Annotated in this window: 7 protein-coding genes; 6 read left to right on the top strand and 1 reads right to left on the bottom strand. The window is 74.4% G+C overall.

All coding sequences use genetic code 11. From position 1 onward, the window contains the following. Nucleotides 1-26 precede the first annotated feature (26 nt). The 5 genes from ACGF3I_RS14550 to ACGF3I_RS14530 all read left to right on the top strand — a co-directional run bounded on the left by ACGF3I_RS14550 (nt 27) and on the right by ACGF3I_RS14530 (nt 17,992). The gene (locus ACGF3I_RS14550) at nt 27-14,624 is read left to right on the top strand and encodes an amino acid adenylation domain-containing protein (RefSeq protein ID WP_393131726.1); all 14,598 of its coding nucleotides are present in this window, start codon (nt 27-29) and stop codon (nt 14,622-14,624) included. Then, entirely contained in the window at nt 14,618-15,439 is an 822-nt protein-coding gene (locus ACGF3I_RS14545; RefSeq protein WP_393131724.1) for an ABC transporter permease, read from the top strand. The genes ACGF3I_RS14550 and ACGF3I_RS14545 overlap by 7 nt, the downstream gene beginning before the upstream one ends. Before the next feature lie 74 nt (nt 15,440-15,513). Beyond that, nucleotides 15,514-16,737, top strand: coding sequence for a cytochrome P450 (locus ACGF3I_RS14540; RefSeq protein WP_393131722.1), 1,224 nt, complete (start codon nt 15,514-15,516; stop codon nt 16,735-16,737). Nucleotides 16,738-16,813: 76 nt separating this feature from the next. Further along, complete coding sequence (locus tag ACGF3I_RS14535; protein WP_393131720.1) at nt 16,814-17,032, top strand: MbtH family protein; 219 nt, start codon at nt 16,814-16,816, stop codon at nt 17,030-17,032. A gap of 24 nt (nt 17,033-17,056) precedes the next feature. After that, on the top strand, nt 17,057-17,992 hold the full coding sequence (locus ACGF3I_RS14530) for an ATP-binding cassette domain-containing protein (protein WP_393131780.1): 936 nt from the start codon (nt 17,057-17,059) through the stop codon (nt 17,990-17,992). A gap of 87 nt (nt 17,993-18,079) precedes the next feature. On the opposite strand, the gene trpD is transcribed toward ACGF3I_RS14530, so the two are convergent. Further along, a complete protein-coding gene (gene trpD, locus ACGF3I_RS14525; protein ID WP_393131718.1) occupies nt 18,080-19,138 on the bottom strand; it encodes an anthranilate phosphoribosyltransferase in 1,059 nt (352 codons plus the stop codon). 124 nt (nt 19,139-19,262) lie between these two features. Between trpD and ACGF3I_RS14520 the strand changes: the two genes are divergently transcribed. After that, nucleotides 19,263-20,711, top strand: coding sequence for a PLP-dependent aminotransferase family protein (locus ACGF3I_RS14520; RefSeq protein ID WP_393131716.1), 1,449 nt, complete (start codon nt 19,263-19,265; stop codon nt 20,709-20,711). Nucleotides 20,712-20,716 lie beyond the last annotated feature (5 nt).

Genomic DNA, 20,716 nt, shown 5'->3' with positions numbered 1-20,716 from the left:
GGCCCGACCTCTCCTGGGAGCCTGTGATGACTACGACTCATGGCACCGTGCTGCCGCTGACCGCGGGCCAGGTGGAGATCTGGCTCGACGCGCAGGGCGCGGGACGCGGCAACGCCTACAACTCCGCGGGCTATCTGGACCTGCGCGGCCCCCTGGACCGCCCCCGCTTCCGCGCGGCGCTGCGTCGGCTGTTCGACGAGGCCGAGTGCCTGCGGGCCCGGTTCGCCGACATCGAGGGCGAACCGCGCCAGCACATCGAGCCGCTCGCCGAACTCCCGCTCACCGAGCGGGACTTGAGGGGTGACGGGGATCCCGCGCAGGCGGCGCTCGCCTGGATGGGCGAGGACCTCGACGTGCCGTTCGGGCTCGACGACTTCCCGCTGATGCGCACCGCCCTGCTCACCCTCGACGACGAGCACTGCTACTTCTACCTCTGCGTCCACCACTTGCTGTGCGACGGCTTCAGCCAGACCGTCCTGTGGCGGCGCCTCGCGGAGCTGTACGAGGCAGGAGCGGAGGAGGCCGTGCCGGGCGGCGAGCTGCCCCCGCTGAGCGTGCTGACCGACGCCGAGGGCGCGTACCGCGAGTCGGCCGGCGCGCGCCGCGACGCCGCGTTCTGGCGCGGCCGTTTCCCCGAGCCGCCGCAGCTCGTCACCCTGTCCCGCCGTGCCGAGCCCTCGGGGCTGCCCACCGGCTTCCTGCGCATCTCCGCGCCGCTGTCCGCCGCGGCGGCCCGCGCGCTGCGTGACAGCGCCCGCCGCGCCGAGGTCACCCTGCCGACCGTGGCGGTGGCCGCCGTCGCCCTGCACACCCAGCGCGCGGCGGGCACCGACGAGGTGCTCCTGACGCTCGCGGCCTCCGCCAGGATGAGCGCACGTCAGCGCGCGGTGCCGGGCATGATGGCCAACTACCTGCCGCTGCGGGTGCCGGTGCGGCCCACCCTGACCAAGGGCGAGCTGCTGCGCCTGGCCTCCCGCGAACTCGCCCAGGTGCTCAAGCACCAGCGCCACCGGGTGAGCGCGATCCGCCGTGACATGGGGCTGCGCGCCGACGACCGGCGCCCCTTCGGCCCGTTCGTGAACCTCCTGCCGCAGCAGGCGTCACTCGCTCTGGGGGCCTGTGTCGCCGAGGTGCGCAACCTGTCCACCGGCCTCGTCGACGACCTGATGATCACCGTCGTGGAGACCGCGGGTGAGGGCGTCGAACTCCACCTCAACGCCAACCCCGACCGCTACACCCCGGCAGAGGCCGCCGAACAGCTGGCCCAACTCACGCACCTGGTCGGCGAGTTCGCCGCCGCCGGGGCGGACGAGCCGATCGGCGCCGTGGCCGCCCGGGACACCGACGCGGAGGCCTGGCTGCGCACCGGCACCGGTCCGCGCCGCCCCGCCGGCTTCGACTGCGTCGTGGCCCGCGTCCGCGAGCAGGCGGCCCGGCGCCCCGGCGCGGTCGCCGTCGAGCAGGACGGCGCACGCCTCACCTACGGCGCCCTGGTGGGCCGCGCCAGCGCCCTGTCGCGCGGGCTTCCTGGCACCGGACTGGTCGGCGTACTGGCCGCGCCCGGCGCCGGATTCGTCACGGCGGTCCTCGCCGTCATGGGCGCCGGGGCCGCCTACGTGCCGCTGGACCCGCACGCCCCGGTCGCCCGCACGACCGCGCTGCTCGCGGACAACGGCATCGACTGGCTGATCGCCGACGACGAACACCGCGCGCTCGCCGAGCAGGCCGCCGCCGCCGTCGGCCGCCCCGTGCGCCTGGTGACGCCCGACGGGTCCGAGGATCCGGTCGGTGCCCTGGCCCCGCTCGCCGGCGATCCCCGCGACCTCGCGTATGTCATCTTCACCTCCGGTTCCACCGGCAAGCCCAAGGGCGCCATGGTGCAGCGGGCCGGCATGGTCAACCACCTGCTCGCCAAGATCGACGATCTGGAGCTCGACGAGCACGACACGCTCGTGCAGAACGCGCCGGTGACCTTCGACATCTCGGTCTGGCAGATGCTCGCCCCGCTGGCCGTCGGCGGCCGGGTCCTGGCCGTCGACCGCTACACCGCCGCCGACCCCGACCTCCTGTTCGCGCTGACCGCGGCCGAGGGCGTCACCGTCCTCGAAGTCGTGCCGTCGCTGCTGCGCGCGGCCCTCGACGTGTGGGACTTCGACGGCACCGAGATCGCGCTGCCGGGCCTGCGCCACCTCATGGTCACCGGCGAGGCCCTGCCCGCCGACCTGTGCCGCCGCTGGCTCGCGCGCTACCCGCACATCCCGCTGGTCAACGCCTACGGCCCCACCGAGTGCTCCGACGACGTGACGCACGCGGTGATCCGGCGGGCACCCGCCGAGGGCCGCGCCGTGCCGATCGGCGTCCCCGTCCGCAACACCCGCCTGTACGTGCTCGGCGACGACCTGAGGCCCGTGCCGCACGGCGCCCCCGGTGAGCTGTACGTCGCCGGAGCGGGCGTCGGCCGCGGCTATCTGGGGGCCGCCGCCCGCACCGCGGCCACCTTCGTCGGTGACCCCTACGGCGAGCCCGGGACCCGGATGTACCGCACCGGCGACCGCGTCCGCTGGGACGAGGACGGGCAGCTGACGTTCCTGGAGCGCCGCGACGACCAGGTCAAGGTGCGCGGCCACCGCATCGAACTCGGCGAGATCGAGGCCGCGCTGCGCGGCCACCCCGCGGTGGCCGACGCCGTGGTCAGGGTGACCGACGACCCCAACGGCGGCAAGCAGCTGGTGGGTTACTGCGTGGCGCGCGACGGCGAGACCCTGGACCTGGGCCCGGTGCGGACCCGGCTGAAGGAGACGCTGCCCGCCTACATGGTGCCCCAGCACCTCCTGACCCTGGACGCGCTGCCCCTGACCGCGCACGGCAAGGTCGACCGCAAGGCGCTGCCGCTGCCCCGGCCCGAGGGCGGCCCCGACCAGGCCGCGGCCACGGCCGCCGAGCCGCGCTCGCGGGCCGAGGAGATCCTCTGCGCGGTGTTCGCCGAGATACTGGGCCTGCCCTCGGCGGGCGTGGACGACAACTTCTTCGCCCTGGGCGGCGACAGCATCTCCACCATCCTCGCGGTCAGCCGCGCCCGCAAGGCCGGACTCTCGCTCACCCCGCTCCTGATCCGCAAGCACGGCACCCCGCGCGCCCTGGCCGCCCTCGCCACCCCCGGCGCGCCCGCCCCCACGGCCACCGACGACGGCACCGGCGACATCGAACTCGCCCCGATCGCGGCCCAGTTGAGGGAAGACCTCGCCGTCCTGGACGAGCGCTCCCGCGAATACAGCCAGTACGTCGTGCTCGCCACACCCGAAGGGCTCGCCCTCGACGCGCTGCGCACCGCGGCGGGCGCCGTCATCGACCGGCACGCCGCGCTGCGCACCCGCCTGTCGGTGCCGGCCGCCGGCCTGTGGTCGCTGACCGCGCTGCCGCCCGGCGCGGTGGACGTGTCCGCCGTGGTGAGCCGCGTCGACGTCTCCGCCGTCGCCGGCGACCCGGCCGCGCTCGCCGCCGCGGTCCGCGAGCAGACGGACCTCGCACGCGCCCGGCTCGCCCCCGAGGACGGCCTGGTGACGCAGCTGGTGCTGCTCGACGCAGGGCCCGGCCGGCCGGGACGGCTGGTGTGGCTGACCCACCACCTGTGCGTGGACGGCGTCTCGTGGCGCATCCTCGTGCCCGATCTCGCCGCCGCCGTCGCGGGCACCGCCCCCGACGCGGTGCCCACCTCCTACCGCCAGTGGACCCGCCTGCTCGGCGAGCAGGCGCGCAGCGCCGAGCGGATCGCCGAATTCCCGCTCTGGGCCGAGCAGTTGACGGGCGCCGCCGCCCCGGTGGGCACCGGCCCGCTCGACCCGGCGCGCGACACCTACGGCAGCGCCCACCGGCTCCGCCTCGAACTGCCCGCCGACACCACGGCCGCCCTGCTGTCCGGCGCACCGGACGCCCGGGACGGCGAGGTCAACGACCTGCTGCTCACCGCCCTCGCCCTGGCCCTCGCCGACTTCCGACGCCGCCACGGCGACGCCTCCCCGGCCGGCACCCTGGTCGAGCTGGAGGGCCACGGCCGCGAACAGTTCACCGACGCCGTCGACCTGTCCCGTACGGTCGGCTGGTTCACCAGCGTCTACCCCGTCCTGCTGGGCCTCGGCGAGGCCGTCGACCTCGACGACCTGTGGGCGGGCGGGCCGGGTGCGGGCGCCGCCGTGCGCGAGGTGCGCCGCCTGCTGCGCAGACTGCCCGACCACGGCCTCGGCTTCGGCCTGCTGCGCCACCTCAACCCCCAGACCATCCCCGCGCTCGCCCGCCACGGCGCCCCCGCGATCGGCTTCAACTACCTCGGCCGCTTCCGCACCGGCGCACCGGCCGGCGACTGGTCCCTGGTCACCGAGGACGGCGTCGTCGGCACCGGCACCCACCCCCTGATGCCGCTGCGGCACACCCTCGCGGTCACCCCCGTCACCGAGGACCGGACGGACGGGCCGCACCTGGTCGCCGACTGGATCTGGGCGCCCGGGGTGTTCGCCGACGCCGACGCGCACGACATCGCGCACACCTGGTTCCGGGCGCTCGACGTGCTCGTACGCCACACCGGGAGCGCCGGGGCGCAGGCCGCGCCCGAGGTGCTGCCGCTGTCCCCGCTCCAGAAGGGCCTGCTCTTCCAGGCCGAACTCGACAAGCAGCACACCGACTCGTACCTGATGCAGGTCGTGCTCGACATCGAGGGGCCCTTCGACGCGGACACCTTCCGCCGCGCCGCCGACGTCCTGCTCACCCGGCACGCCGGCCTGCGCGTCTGCTTCCCGCCCGTGCCCGGGCAGGAGGAGCACCTCCAGACCGTGGCGGCGCGCGCCCGCACCCCGTGGACCGAGGCCGACCTCACCGGCCTGACCGACGCGGCGGCACGCGACGCCGAGATCGAGCGGCTGACCGACGCCGACTGGGAGCGCGGCTTCGACCTGGCCACGGCGCCGCTGCTGCGGTTCACCGTGCTGCGGCTGCCCGGCGAGCGCGTACGCCTGCTGTGGACGCTGCACCACCTCCTGGTCGACGGCTGGTCGATGGGGGTGCTGGCCCGCGAACTGTTCGCCCTGTACGCGGCGGACGCCGACCCCGCCGCCCTGCCGCCCGCGCCGCCCTACCGCGACTACTTCGACTGGCTCGCCGCGCAGGACGCCCCGGCCGCCCGCGCCGCCTGGCGCGCCGCGCTCGACGGGATCACCGAACCCACCCGGCTCGGCGCCGGCGAGGGCGCCGACGCCTCGCGGCTGCCGCAGTGGCTGGCCCGTGAACTGCCCGAGGACCTCACCTCGCGGCTCACCGCCTTCGCCCGCGAGCACGGCGTCACCCTGAACACGGTGCTCCAGGCCTGCTGGGCGGTCGTGCTCGGCCGCCGCACCGGCCGCACCGACGTCGTGTTCGGCGCCGTCAGCTCGGCCCGCCCGCCGGAACTCCCGGGCGTGGACGCCATGGTGGGGCTGTTCATGAACATGCTGCCGGTCCGCGTCGTGCTCGACCCGGCGCAGCCCTTCGCCGACCTGGTCCGCCAGGTGCAGGCCGAGCAGACCGACCTCCTGGAGCACCACCACCTCGGACTGTCCGAGGTGCAGCGGGTGGCCGGGGCCGGCGATCTGATCGACACGGTGCTCAGTTTCCAGAACCAGCCGCGCGCCGACCTCACCGAACTGAGCGCGCTCGTGCCCCGGTTGCGCCTGAGCAACGGCACCACCCGGCTCGCCGCCGAACGCGGCCTCGCCGTGCTGGTGTACCCGGGCCCCCGGCTCGGCCTGAGCGTCCAGTACCGTCCCGACGCCTACGGGCGCGAGGCCGTCGAGGTGGCGCTCGACCAGCTGGTCCAGGCCGTGAGCGCCCTCGTGGACGCCCCGGCGACCCCGCTCGGCGCGCTCGCGCTGCACCAGGACGCCGAGTTCGGCCGCGTCGTGGGCCAGTGGGGCGGCCGGGCCGCACCGAGCCCGGACACCGTGATCCCCGACGTCTTCGAAGGCCATGTGGCGCGCGACGGCGCGGCCGTCGCCGTCATCGACGGCGGCACCGCGCTCACGTACGCCCAACTCGACGCCCGGGCCAGCAGGTTGGCGCACGTCCTCATCGCGCGGGGCGCGGGCCCCGAGACGATCGTGGCGCTCGCCCTGCCGGACCCGGTCGAGATGACGGCGGCCGTGTTCGCCGTCCTCAAGGCGGGCGCCGCCTATCTGCCGGTCGACCCCAAGTACCCGGCCGACCGCATCGCCTTCATGCTCGCCGACAGCGCCCCCTCGCTCCTGGTCACCACCGAGGAGCTGGCGGGCCGGCTGCCCGCGCCTGGCTGCGAGACGCTGCTGACCGACACGGCCGGGACCGCCGACGCACTGGCCGCCGCGCCCGAACGCGCACCCGTCGACGCCGACCGCCGCGCCGCGCTCGCGCCGCACCACCCCGCGTACGTGATCTACACCTCCGGCTCCACCGGCCGCCCCAAGGGCGTCATGGTGGACCACGCGGGCTTCGCCGCCATGGTGGCCAGCCTGATCAGCAAGTTCGGCGTCGGCACCGACAGCCGGGTGCTCAAGTTCGCCTCGTTCAGCTTCGACGCCTCCGTGTGGGAGCTGAGCCTGTCGCTGCTGGCGGGCGGCACCCTGGTCGTCGCCGACGAGGAGTGCCGGGTGCCGGGCCGCCCGCTGGTGGACCTGCTGCACCGGCACCGGGTCAACCTCGCCGGGCTGCCGCCGGTCGTGGTCGGGGCCCTGCCCGAGGGCAGCACCCTGCCCGCCGACCTCACCCTGATCGTCGCGGGCGAGGCCTGCCCGCCGCACGTGGTGGAGCGCTGGGCGCACCAGGTGCGGATGTTCAACGGCTACGGCCCGACCGAGGCCGTGCTCGCCTCCACCGTCAGCGATCCGCTGAGCGGCGCCGGCCACCCGCCCATCGGGCGCCCCACCGAGGCCCATCGCGTGTACGTCCTCGACGAGGCGCTGCGCCCGGTCCCGGCCGGGGTGACGGGAGAGCTCTACGTCGGCGGCAACCTCGCCCGCGGCTATCTGCACCGGCCGGGCCTCACCGCCCAGCGCTTCGTCGCCGACCCGTACGGCCCGGCGGGCACCCGCATGTACCGCACCGGCGACCTCGCCATGTGGCTCCCGGACGGCCAGCTCCACTACACCGGCCGCGCCGACGACCAGGTCCAGCTGCGCGGCTTCCGCATCGAGCTCGGCGAGGTCGAGGCCGAACTCGCCGCACAGCCCGAGGTGCGCCAGGCCGCCGCCCTGGTGCGCTCCGACGAGGAGCGCGGCGACCGCCTGGTGGCCTATGTCGTCCAGGCCGCGCCGGACGCCGCCGACCCGGACCTGCTGCGCGAGCGCCTCGCCCGGACGCTGCCCGAGTACATGGTGCCCGCGGCCGTCGTCTTCCTGGACGAGCTGCCGCTCACCCCGCAGGGCAAGCTCGACCGGCGTGCCCTGCCGGACGCCGAGGAGGAGGTGCGCGGCCCGCGCGGGCGGGCCCCGCGCACCCCCGTCGAGGAGATCCTCTGCGGCATCTTCGCCGACGTCCTCGGCAAGGACGCCGTCGGCATCGACGACGACTTCTTCGCCATCGGCGGCGACTCGCTGCTCGGCACCCGGGTGGTCAGCCGGATCCGTGCCGCGCTCGACGTGGAACTGCCGATCCGCACCATGTTCGAGCAGCGCACGGTGGCCGGCGTCGCCGAGCGGCTCGGCAGCGACGCCGACGGCGTCCGGCCCGCCCTGCGCCGCACCGAGCGCGCCGAGGGCGAGCAGCTGCCGGTCTCCTTCACCCAGACCCGGCTGTGGTTCCTGAACCGGCTCGACCCGGACTCCGCCGCCGAGAACGTCTCCTTCGTCGCGCGGCTCTCCGGCCCGCTCGACGTGGTGGCCCTGGACGGAGCCCTGGAGGACGTCGTCGCCCGGCACGAGAGCCTGCGCACGGTGTTCCCGGAGGTCGACGGCGAACCCCGCCAGGTCGTCCTCGACGCCGGGGTACGCGGCGCCCTGCGGGTACGCGAACTCGCCCCCGCCCAGCTGGCTGCGGCCTCGCGCGCCGAGGCGCGGCGCCCCTTCGACCTCACCTCGCAGATCGCCTTCCGCGCCTTCCTCTACCGCACCGAGCCCGGCGAACACGTCCTCCAGCTCGTCGTGCACCACATCGCCTGGGACGGCTGGTCCGTGGCACCCCTGCTGCGCGATCTGTCGCGGGCGTACGGGGTGCGGTGTGGTGGTGGTGTGGGTGAGTGGGGTGGGTTGCCGGTTCAGTATGCGGATTTCGCTGTGTGGCAGCGGGAGTTGTTGGGTGATGAGTCGGATGCGTCGAGTGTGGTGGCGCGTCAGGTGGGGTTCTGGCGGGAGCGGTTGGCGGGGTTGCCGGGGGAGTTGGTGTTGCCGTTCGATCGGGTGCGTCCGTCGGTGATGTCGCATCGGGGTGGTGTGGTGCCGTTCCGGGTGGGGTCGGTGGCGCATCGGGGTCTGGTGCGGTTGGCGCGTGAGTCGGGTGCGTCGTTGTTCATGGTGTTGCAGGCGGGCTTGGCCGCGTTGTTGTCGCGGTTGGGTGCGGGGGTGGACGTGCCGTTGGGTTCGCCGGTGGCGGGTCGTTTGGATGCGGCGTTGGACGACTTGGTGGGGTGTTTCACCAATACGTTGGTGTTGCGGACGGATGTGTCGGGTGATCCGTCGTTCCGGGTGTTGGTGGGTCGGGCGCGGGAGACGGCGCTTGCGGCGTATGCGCATCAGGACGTGCCGTTCGAGCGGTTGGTGGAGGTGCTGGATCCGGAGCGGTCGATGGGTCGTAATCCGCTGTTCCAGGTGATGCTCATCCTCCAGAACAACGAACGCGCCGAACTCGAACTCCCGGGTGTCCGCGCCCAGTACGAGCCGCCGGACGTCGACGAGGTCGTCTTCGACCTGAACTTCTTCCTGCTGGAGCAGCACGGCACCGACGGCGCTCCCGCCGGGCTCGACGGCTTCGTCGAGTACAGCAGGGAACTCTTCGACGAGGCCACGGTGGCCTCCATGGCGGAACGTCTGGTGCGGCTGCTCGAACAGGTCGCAGTGGAGCCGGAGTTGACGGTCGGCGCCATCGAGGTGCTCTCCGACGACGAGCGCCGCGCGCTCGCCGCCGGCAACCCGGTCGGCGCCCTGGGCGCCACCACCGTCCCGGCGTGCTTCGCGGCCCAGGCGGCGCGGACGCCCGAGTCGGTGGCCGTGGTGGCCGGCGACACCGAGCTGAGCTACCGGGAGCTGGACGAGCGCGCCAACCGGCTCGCCCGTGAACTGATCGCCCGCGGCGCCGGGCCCGAGCGGCTCGTCGCCCTCGCCCTGCCGCGCGACGAAGCCCTGCTGGTGGCCCTGCTCGCCGTGCTGAAGTCGGGCGCCGCCTACGTTCCGGCCGACTGCGAAGGCATCGCCGGGGCCGCGCTCCTGGTCACCGACACCGCGACCGCGCCCCCGCCGGCGGACGCCGTCCTGCCGCGCCTGGTCCTGGACGAGCCCGCCACGGTGACGGCCCTGGCCGCCCACAGCGGCGCCGACCTGGACGACACGGACCGCGCCGCGGCCCTGCTGCCCGGTCACCCCGCGTATCTGCTCTCCGGAGTGACCGGGGTGCACGGCGCGCTGGTCAACCGGCTCACCTGGTACGCCGACGCGTTCCCCGAGCAGCGCACGGCGGCCGTGCTCGCGACCACGCCCACCACTGCCGTCGACGGCCTCGTCGAACTGCTCGCGCCGCTGCTGTCCGGCGGCTCGGCGGTCCTGGCCGCACCGGAACTCGCCGAGAGCGTGTCCGCCCTCGCCGACACCGTGGTCCGGCACCGCGTGGCACGGCTCACCGTGCACCCCGGCCGCCTCGGCGCCCTCGCCGCGAGCGCGGAACTGCCCCGCATGACGGACGCCACCGTGTGGATGTGCGGCGACCAGCACCTGGACGCCGTGGCCGTCGAACGCTTCCGCACCGCCCTGCCCTCGGCGCGGCTCGTCACCCTCTACGCCTCCGCGGCGGCCGGCGCCGTCGCGGTCACCGGCGACCGGGCCGAGCCCGGCGCGGACGTCCTGATCGGGCGTCCGGTGCGCGACACCGGCGCGCTGGTCCTCGACGCGGCGATGCGCCCCGTGCCGGCGGGCGTCGTGGGCGAGCTGTATCTGACCGGTGCCGGACTCGCCCGCGGATACGCGGACCGCCCCGGTGAGACCGCCGCGCGCTTCATGGCGTGCCCGGTCGGACCCGAGGGGGCCCGTATGTACCGGACGGGCGACCGGGCGCACTGGAGCGCCGACGGACAGCTCGTCCTGGCCGAACGGACCGACGAGCGGACCCAACGGGCGGACGCGGAAGCCGAGTTGGCGGCCGTGACGGCTCGGCGCGAGCCGCGCGACCCGGTCGAGGAGGCCCTGTGCGGGCTCTACGCCCAGGTGCTCGGGGTGGAGACGGTCGGCGTCGAGGACAGCTTCTTCGACCTCGGCGGCCACTCCCTGCTCGCCACCAAGCTCGTCAGCCGGGCCCGCGCCGCCCTGCGCACCGCCCTGTCGGTCCGGGACGTCTTCGAGGCGCCGACCGTCGCCGAACTGGCCCTGCGGGCCAGGACCGGCGGCCGGCCGAGGCCCGCGCTCACCCCCGCCCCGCGCACCGGCGGCCTCCCGCTGTCCTCGGCCCAGCGGCGCCTGTGGTTCCTCAACCGGCTCGACCCGGAGTCGGCCGCCTACAACATGCCGCTCGCCGTCCGTCTCTTCGGCGCCCTCGACGTGGCGGCCCTGGACGCGGCGCTCGGCGACGTGGTGGCCCGGCACGAGAGCCTGCGCACGGTGTTCCCGGAGGTCGACGGCGAACCCCGTCAGGTGGTGCTGGACGCCGGCGAGGTGTGGAGCGGGCTGCGCGTCCAGGAGATGACCGAGGAGCGGCTCGCCGAGCTGACCCGGGCCGAGGCCGGCCGCGGCTTCGACCTCACCTCGCAGACGCCGCTGCGCGCCTTCCTGCACCGCACCGCCGACGACGAGCACGTCCTGCTCCTGATGCTGCACCACATCGCGGCCGACGGCTGGTCGCTCGCTCCGCTCGCCCGTGATCTGTCGCGGGCGTATGGGGTGCGGTGTGGTGGTGGTGTGGGTGAGTGGGGTGGGTTGCCGGTTCAGTATGCGGATTTCGCTGTGTGGCAGCGGGAGTTGTTGGGTGATGAGTCGGATGCGTCGAGTGTGGTGGCGCGTCAGGTGGGGTTTTGGCGTGAGCGGTTGGCGGGGTTGCCGGGGGAGTTGGTGTTGCCGTTCGATCGGGTGCGTCCGTCGGTGATGTCGCATCGGGGTGGTGTGGTGCCGTTCCGGGTGGGTTCGGTGGCGCATCGGGGTCTGGTGCGGTTGGCGCGTGAGTCGGGTGCGTCGTTGTTCATGGTGTTGCAGGCGGGCTTGGCCGCGTTGTTGTCGCGGTTGGGTGCGGGGGTGGATGTGCCGTTGGGTTCGCCGGTGGCGGGTCGTTTGGATGCGGCGTTGGACGACTTGGTGGGGTGTTTCACCAATACGTTGGTGTTGCGGACGGATGTGTCGGGTGATCCGTCGTTCCGGGTGTTGGTGGGTCGGGCGCGGGAGACGGCGCTTGCGGCGTATGCGCATCAGGATGTGCCGTTCGAGCGGTTGGTGGAGGTGCTGGATCCGGAGCGGTCGATGGGTCGCAATCCGCTGTTCCAGGTGATGCTCATCCTCCAGAACAACGAACGTCCCGAGCTGCGCCTGACCGGGCTGCGCGCCGAGCCGCAGGACATCCGGACCGACGCCGCCAAACTCGACCTCACCTTCAACGTCCTGGAGGATGAGAGCCCCGGCGGCGGCCTCGACGGATTCGTCGAATACAGCGCCGACGTCTTCGACGAGGCCACGGTGGTCTCGATGGCGGAGCGTCTGGTGCGGTTGCTCGAACAGGTCGCCGAGGAGCCGGAGTTGACGGTCGGCGCCATCGAGATGCTCTCCGCCGACGAGCGTCACCGCGCCCTCGTCGAGTGGAACGACACCGCCCGCCCGCTCCCGGACACCACGCTGCCGCGGGAGTTCCAGCGCCAGGCGGCGCGGACCCCCGACGCACTGGCCGTACTGGCCGGCGACACCGCGCTGAGCTACCGGGAGCTGAACGAGCGCTCCAACCGGCTCGCCCGCGAACTGATCGCCCGCGGCGCCGGACCCGAGCGGCTCGTCGCCCTCGCCCTGCCGCGCAGCGAGACGATGGTGGTGGCCCTGCTCGCAGTGCTGAAGTCGGGCGCCGCCTACCTGCCCGTCGACCCCGCGCACCCGAGCGAGCGCATCGCGCTGATCCTCGCCGACGCCGACCCCGCGCTCCTGGTCACCGACACGGCGACCGCGGCCCTGCTGCCCGGCACCGGGACGGCGCCCCTGGTCCTGGACGAGCCCGCCACCGTGACGGCCCTGGCCGTGCGCAGCGCGGCCGACCTGGACGACGGCGACCGCGCGGCGCCGCTGCTGCCCGGCCACCCCGCGTACGTGCTCTACACCTCGGGCTCCACGGGACGGCCCAAGGGCGTCATGATCGAGCACCGCAACCTGCTCAACTTCCTGCTGTCGATGGCCGAGCGCTTCCCGATGGGTCCCACCGACCGACTGCTCGCCGTCACCACCTGGTCCTTCGACATCGCCGGCCTGGAGCTCTACGTGCCGCTGCTCCGCGGAGCGGGTGTCGTCATCGGCGGGGACGGGGTGGTGCTCGACCCGGCGGCCCTGACCGCGCTCATCGAGCGGGCCGACGTCACCGTGATGCAGGCGACCCCGGCCCTGTGGCAGGAGCTGACCCTTCGGGACCCGGAGGCGGTCGCGGGGCTGCGCGTCCTGGTCGGCGGCGAGGCGGTCCCGCAGTCCCTCGCCGACACCCTGACGCGGCACGCCGCCGAGGTCACCAACCTCTACGGCCCGACCGAGACGACCATCTGGTCCACCGCGACCGCGCTCACCGCGGGCGAGCCCGTCACCCTGGGCCGCCCGGTGTGGAACACCGGCGTCCTCGTCCTCGACGACGGGCTGCGCCCGGTGCCCGCCGGGGTCGCGGGCGAGCTGTACCTCACGGGCGCGGGCCTGGCTCGCGGCTATGTGGGCCGGCCCGATCTGACCGCCTCGCGCTTCGTGGCCTGCCCGTTCGGGCCGGCCGGAGCGCGGATGTACCGGACGGGTGACGTGGTGCGCCAGAACGCGGACGGCCGGCTGGTGTTCGTGGGCCGCGCCGACGACCAGGTCAAGGTGCGGGGATTCCGGGTGGAACTCGGCGAGGTCGAGACCGTCCTGCTCGCCCACCCGTCGGTGGGCCGGGCCGTGGTGGTCGCCCGCGCGGACGGCGGGCGCGGCGGCGTCCTGGTGGCGTACGTGGTCCCGGCCGGCGAGGGGCCGGTGGACGCGACGGAGCTGCGGGAGTTCGTGGCCCGCTCGCTGCCCGCGTACATGGTGCCGCTCGTCGTCTGCCTGGAGACGCTGCCGCTCTCGCCGAGCGGCAAGGTCGACCGGCGGGCGCTGCCCGCGCCCGACCTCGCGGCGGCCGTGTCCTCGCGCGAGCCGCGCGACCCGGTCGAGGAGGCGCTGTGCGGCCTGTTCGCGCAGGTCCTCGGTCTGGAGCGGGTCGGGGTCGACGACAGCTTCTTCGACCTCGGCGGCCACTCGCTGCTCGCGGTACGCCTGGTCAGCCGGGCCCAGACGGCCGGACTGCGGTTCACCGTCGCCGATGTGGTGCTGCACCGCACGGTGGCCGAACTCGCCGTCCGCACCGAGAAGGCGGGCCCGGCCGCGGACGGAGTGCTCGACCCGTTCGCACCCGTACTGCCCATCCGGCCCGGCGGCGAGGCGCCGCCCGTCTTCCTCGTCCACAGCGGTCTCGGCTTCAGCCTTCCCTACGTGGGCCTGGCCGGGTACCTCGACCGGCGCCACCCGCTGTACGGCCTGCAGTCCACGGCCGCGGGCGGCGTGACGCCGATGCCGACCGACATCCGCGAGGTGGCCACCGAGTACATCGCCCACATCCGGCAGGTGCGCCCGCACGGGCCCTACCGGCTGCTCGGCTGGTCCTACGGCGGCGTCCTCGCGCACGAGATCGCCGTACAGCTCCAACAGGCGGGAGAGCAGGTCGACTTCCTCGCCAACCTGGACGGCTATCCCGGCCGCACCGCGCGGGACGCGGAGGACCACGACGACCGCGAACTGCTGCTGCGGGCCCTGGAGGCGCTCGGCCGCAGCCGCGCGGAATTCGACGGCCGCGAGGTCACCCCGGCCCAACTGCTCGACGCGCTGCGCACGATGGACCACCCGCTCGCCGAACTCGGCGAGGAGGGAGTGCCCCGGCTGCTGCGCCTGGCCCGCACGCACGGCGAACTGATGGACCGGTTCACCCCGGGCCGCTTCGACGGCGACATGCACCTGCTCGTCGCCACCCGCGAGTACACGCCGGACGAGGCCGACGGGCTGACCGGCCGCTGGGCCGGCCAGGTGGGCGGCGAGCTGCGGATCCACCGCATCGACTGCGGCCACGAGTACCTGATGCACCCCGGCCCCCAGGCGGTCGTCGGACGCGTCGTGGACGCGGCCCTCGACCGGCTGCCCGACACTCCCGCCGCCCCGGTGGCGAAGGACGCACCCGAGGAGGGCGAGCGCACATGGTGACGCTGGTTCAGATACGCAGGCCCGCGGCGCCGCTCGCGCTGGCCGTGGAGTCCCTCGCCGTGGCGGGGCGCCGGCTGCGACGGCTGCGCCGGGCCCCCGGCCGGCTGATCGGGATCATCATGAACCCGCTGGTGTCGATGGTCGTCCTCGGCTATCTGTTCCGGGGCTCCCTCTCGGTCACCGGGGCCGGCGGCTACATGGAGTACATCTTCGCCGGGGTCGCGGCCCAGGCCGGGCTCGCCGGCATCGGGCCCACCGCGGTGGCCGTCGCCGAGGACCTGCGCGGCGGCCTCGTGGCCCGGTTCCGCTCGCTGCCGATCTCCCGCCCGGCCGTGCTCATCGGGCACACGCTCGGCGACCTGGCCGTCGGTCTGATCGGCCTCGCGGTGGTCACCGTGCTCGGGGTGCTCTTCGGCTGGCGGCCCGACAACGGCCCGCTGTCGGTGCTCGCCGGGTTCGCCCTGCTCGCCCTGTTCATGTACGCGATGCTGTGGGTCGGAGTGCTGCTCGGCCTGTTCTCCCGCAACCTGGAGACGATCAACGTGGTCGCGGGGCTGGTGGCCGTGCTGTTCTCGTTCCTCTCCAACGCCTTCCAGTCCGTGGACCGGCTGCCGGCCGCGCTGCGCGCGATGGCCGAGTGGAACCCGGTCAGCGCGGTGGTCACCGAGACCCGCAGGCTCTGGGGCAACCCCACCGCGACCGGCGGGAGCTTCCCCACCGACCACGCCACGCTCGCCCTCGCGGTGTCCCTCGGGGTGGTCTTCGCCCTCACCGTGCTCCTGAGCCTGCGCCGCTACGGCACGGCCGCCCACTGAGCGGAGCCGTCCCAAGCCGCGCCCCAACACGCCCGTATTACACCGCACTTGACGCCCGTCAACGGAGAGACGCCATGGCACCGACCATGTCCATCGCACCAGATCTGGACCGGATCGACCTGACCGATCCACGGACCTTCGCCGAGACCGACCTGCGGGCGATGTGGGCCCGCTTCCGGGCCGAGCGGCCCGTCCATCTGCACCCCGCGACCGGCGGCGCGCCGCCCTTCTGGGTGCTGTCCCGGCACGCCGACGTGCTCGCGGTGTACCGCGACAACAAGCGGTTCACCTCGGAGCGCGGCAACGTCCTCGCCACGCTGCTCCAGGGCCAGGACTCGGCGTCGGGCAAGATGCTCGCCGTCACCGACGGACCGCGCCACCGCGAGATCCGCAACCTGATGCTCAAGTCCTTCTCGCCCCGGGTGCTCGCGCCGGTGGTGGAGGGCGTGCAGCGGCGCACCGACGCGCTGCTCGACGAGGCCCTGGACCGCGGCTCGTTCGACTTCGTGACCGACCTCGCCGACCACATCCCGATCAACACGATCGGCGACCTGATGGGCATCCCGGCCGCCGACCGCGAACAGCTGGTCCACTGGAACACCCAGACGCTGTCGCGGACCAGCTCCGAGCACGGCGCCGAGGAGGAGTGGCTGGCCCGCAACGAGATCCTGCTGTACTTCTCCGCGCTCGCCGCCGAACGCCGCCGCCACCCCGGCGACGACGTGCTCAGCGCCCTGGCCACCGGCGTCGTCGACGGCCGCCCGCTGAGCGAGGACGAGATCGTCTTCAACTGCTACAGCCTGATCCTCGGCGGCGACGAGTCCAGCCGGATGTCGTCGGTGGGCGCCGTCCTCGCGCTCGCCGAGCACCCCGAGCAGTGGCGCGCCCTGCGCGGGGACGCCGACCTGGAGACGGCCACCGAGGAGGTGCTGCGCTGGACCACCCCGGCGATGCACTTCGGGCGGCGCGCGCTGACCGACGTGGAGATCGGCGGGCGCACCATCGCCGCCGGCGACGTGGTCACCCTGTGGAACAGCGCCGCCAACTTCGACGAGGACGTCTTCGCCGAGCCCGACCGCTTCGACCTGGCCCGCACCCCCAACAAGCACGTCGCCTTCGGGCACGGCCCGCACTTCTGCCTGGGCGCCTTCCTGGGGCGCACGCACGTCTCGGCGATGCTCTCCGCGCTGCGCCGCAAGGTCGGCGGCATCGAGATCGCCGGCGCCCCCAGGACCCTCTACTCCAACTTCGTGTACGGGTACACCAGCCTGCCGGTCCGGCTCGACCGGGCCGCCTGAACTCCCGCGCCACCGAACGCCGGACCACCCGGAATACCCCTGACCGCGTACGACCGAAGAGAACGGAAGCGACGACATGCCGAACCCCTTCGACGACCAGGACGGCACGTTCCGGGTCCTGGTGAACGACGAGGCGCAGTACAGCATCTGGCCGGCCTTCGCGCCGACCCCGCCCGGATGGACGGTGGTCCTGGAGGAGAGCCCGCACGCCGCCGCGCTGGCCCATGTCGAGCAGCACTGGACGGACATGCGCCCGCGCTCCCTGCGCGAGCCGGCCCAAGACCCGGCGCGCTGAGGGAACGGGGCGGCCGACGTGGAGATGGCCATCCGGGCGGAGGGCATCCGCAAGCGGTACCGGGGCGTCGAGGCGCTCTCGGGGATCGACCTGAACGTCCGGGCCGGCACGGTGCTCGGCCTGCTCGGACCCAACGGGGCCGGCAAGACGACCACGGTGCAGGTGCTGACCACGCTCGTGCCGCCGGACGGCGGCCGGGCCGAGGTGGCCGGCTTCGACGTGGTGCGCCGGCCCGTCGAGGTGCGCCGGCGCATCGGCCTCGCGGGCCAGTACGCCGCGGTGGACGAGGTGCTCACCGGGCACGAGAACCTGGTCCTGCTCGGCAGGCTGCTGCACCTGGGCGGCCGGGCGGCGCGGCGCCGGGCGGACGAGCTCCTGGAGCGCTTCGACCTGGCGGGCGCGGCCCACCGCCCCGCGCACACCTACTCCGGCGGCATGCGCAGGCGGCTCGACCTCGCGAGCTGTCTGATCACCTCGCCGCCCGTGCTGTTCCTCGACGAGCCGACCACGGGTCTGGACCCGGTGAGCAGGCTCGCCCTGTGGGACCTGGTCAGGGAGCTGGTGGCCGGCGGGGTGACGCTGCTCCTGACCACCCAGTACCTGGAGGAGGCCGACGTCCTGGCCGATCAGATCGTGGTCGTGGACTCCGGCCGGGTGATCGCCGACGGCACCCCGGACCAGCTGAAGCGCAAAGTGGGCGGCGACCGGCTGGAGTTGACGGTCCCCACGCCCTCGGACGTCGGCGCGGTGCTCACCGCGCTCGGCAGCGCCCTGACCACCGCCCCGACGGTGGACGAGGCGAAGGGCCAGGTCTCCATCCTCCTGGACGACGGCCTCGGCGACGTCGCGGACGTCGCGGTGGCCCTGCGCGGGGCGGGCGTCACCGTCTCGGACTTCGCGCTGCGCCGCCCGACCCTGGACGACGTGTTCGCGCAGCTGACCGGTGGGCCGCCGTCCTGAACACCCCGCGCCGGCCCGTCGGGGGAACCCGCGCCGCCGTCGCGGACCTGGTGGCGGCGGGCCCCTGTGCGCCCGCCGCCCGCACGTTCAGCCCTGCGCCGCGTACTTGGCGGTGACCGTCGTCCAGCGCTCCAGCAGGTCCGTCGCCGCACCCGAGTCGATCGCCCCGGCGGCCCGGCCCATGCCCTCGGCGAGCCGCTCGGTGACGGGCCGCCCGCTCGGGTGCAGGGCGGCGAGGCCCGCGGCGGCCGACAGCAGGACCGCGTCCCTGACCGGGCCGCGCGCCCCCGCGAAGGTCTCCCGGGCCACCCGCGCGTTGTGGGCGCGGTCACCGCCGCGCAGGGCCTCGGGCGGCGCGCAGGCGATGCCGAGGTCGCGGGGGTCGAAGGTCTCGCACCGCACCCGGGACTCGTGGACCGACCAGATGGTGGAGGTAGTGGTGACCGTCAGCTCGTCCATCCCGTCGTCGCCCCGGAAGACCAGCGCCGACACCCCGCGCCGGGCCAGCACCTCGGCGAGCAGCGGCCCGAGCCGGGCGTCGGCCACGCCGATGGCCTGCGCCGCCGGGTCGGCGGGGTTGGCGATCGGGCCGAGCGCGTTGAAGACGGTGCGCACACCGATCTCCCGGCGGGGCGCGGCCGCGTGCCGCATCGCCGGGTGGAACACCGAGGCGAAGCAGAAGGTGATGCCGGTCTCCTCGGCGACCGTGGCGACCAGCTCGGGCGCGAGGTCCAGGGCCACGCCGAGCTCTTCGAGCACATCGGCTGAGCCGCACGCCGAGGACGCCGAGCGGTTGCCGTGCTTGACGACCCTGGCCCCCGCGGCGGCCGCGACGACCGCCGACATGGTGGACACGTTCACGCTGTTCGAGCCGTCGCCGCCGGTGCCCACGATGTCCAGGGTCGGACCCGCCACCCGCAGCGGCACCGCGTGCCGGCGCATGGAACCCACCAGGCCCTCGATTTCGCCGGCCGTCTCGCCCTTGGCGCGCAGGGCCACCAGGAAAGCGGCGAGGGCAGCCGCCCCGACACTTCCCGACATCACCCGGTCCATCGCCCAGGAGCATTCCCGGGTCGTCAAATCCCGCTGCTCCACAAGCGAGTTCAGCAATTCCGGCCAGGTACGGCCCTGGGGCTCGGCAGTCATGGGGAATCTCCTCGAAAGGCGCCGACGGAAGGGTGCGCGATCCATTCTGTGAGGCGCGCCCCGCGCCCTCCAGACCACTGTTCGACGAGAAATGCGGTCCAATTCGTGAAGGGGGAGGGGTCCGATGGCCCTGCACATGGCGGTGGAGGTGGTCAGAGACTCCTCGGATTCCCTGACCTCGCAGATCCAGGATTTCATCAAGCGGGAGATAACCGGGGGAATTCTGCACCCCGGCACCCGGCTGCCGTCCAGCCGACGGCTCGCGGACGACCTCGACGTCTCGCGCAGCGTCGTCGTGGAGGCGTACGGACAACTGGTCGCCGAGGGCTATCTGGAGGCGGTCCAGGGGGCGGGCACCCGTGTGGTGCGCCACCTGGACGGCGGGCGGAGCGTGGTGCCCGCGCTCCTGGAGGAGCCCGCGGCGCCCGGGGCGCCGGACGGGGGGCCCGGGGCGCCCGGGCCGCACGACGGGGAGCCCGCGCGGCCGGTCCGCTGGGACCTGCGGCCCAGCGGCGGCAACATCCCCGCCTTTCCGCGCCGCGAATGGCTCAGCTGCTACCAGCGCGTCCTGTACGCGGCGGACCCGGCCGACCACGACTACCCCTCGCTCGCGGGGGAGGCGGACCTGCGCCTCGAACTCGCCCGTTTCCTCGGCCGGTTGAGGGGGGTGCGCACCTCGCCCGGGCAGCTGATGGTGGTGGCGGGCTTCGCCCAGACCCTCGGCCTGATGTGTGCGGCGCTGCCCCGGCTCGGCATCCACGCCCTGGCCATCGAGGACCCGGGCCACCCGGGCCAGCGCCAGTTCGTGCGCGAGAGCGGGCTGCGGGCCGTGCCGGTGCCGGTCGACGCCGAGGGCATCGACGTGGCGGCGCTGGCCGCGTCCGGGGCGCGCGCGGTGCTGGTCACCCCGGCCCACCAGTTCCCGACCGGCGTCACCCTCTCGCCGCGCCGCCGTGAGCAGCTGTGCCGCTGGGCGCGCGAGGTGGACGGCTGGGTCCTGGAGGACGACTACGACGGCGGCCTGTGGTACGAACCCGGCGCCCGGCCGCTGGCCCTCCAGCGCACCGACCCCGAGCGGGTGGTCTACGCCGGCACCGCGAGCAAGTCCCTCGCCCCGGGGCTGCGGCTGGGCTGGCTGGCGGCGCCCGAGCCGGTGCTCGACCTGCTGCTGCGCGCCCGCGCCCGCCAGGACCTCGGCACCGAGACCCTCACCCAGCTGACCTTCGCCGAACTGCTGCGCAGCGGCCTCTTCGACCGGCATCTGCGCCGCCTCAACTCGCTGGCCCGCAGCCGCCGCGAGTGCCTGGAGGAGGCGGTGCGCCGCCATCTGCCCGGAGCCGCCGTGCTCGGCCGGGGCGCCGGACTGCACGCCTACCTCCGGCTGCCCCGGGGCACCGACGAGGCGGCCCTGGTGGCCCGGGCGCTGCGCCGCTCGGTACTGCTGCGCGGCGCCGCGCCCTTCCACGCCGGGCCCGGCCGCAGCGCCCCGGCGCTGGTGGTCGGCCACGCCCACCTGCCGCGCTCGGGCGTGTCCGAAGCGGTGCGCGCACTGGCGGCGGCCGCCTGGCGATGAGCGGG

Source organism: Streptomyces sp. NPDC048111, from assembly GCF_043202815.1.
Lineage (GTDB): Bacteria > Actinomycetota > Actinomycetes > Streptomycetales > Streptomycetaceae > Streptomyces.
Note: the sequence above shows the minus strand (reverse complement) of the source record. Positions and strands in the feature narration are given on the sequence as shown.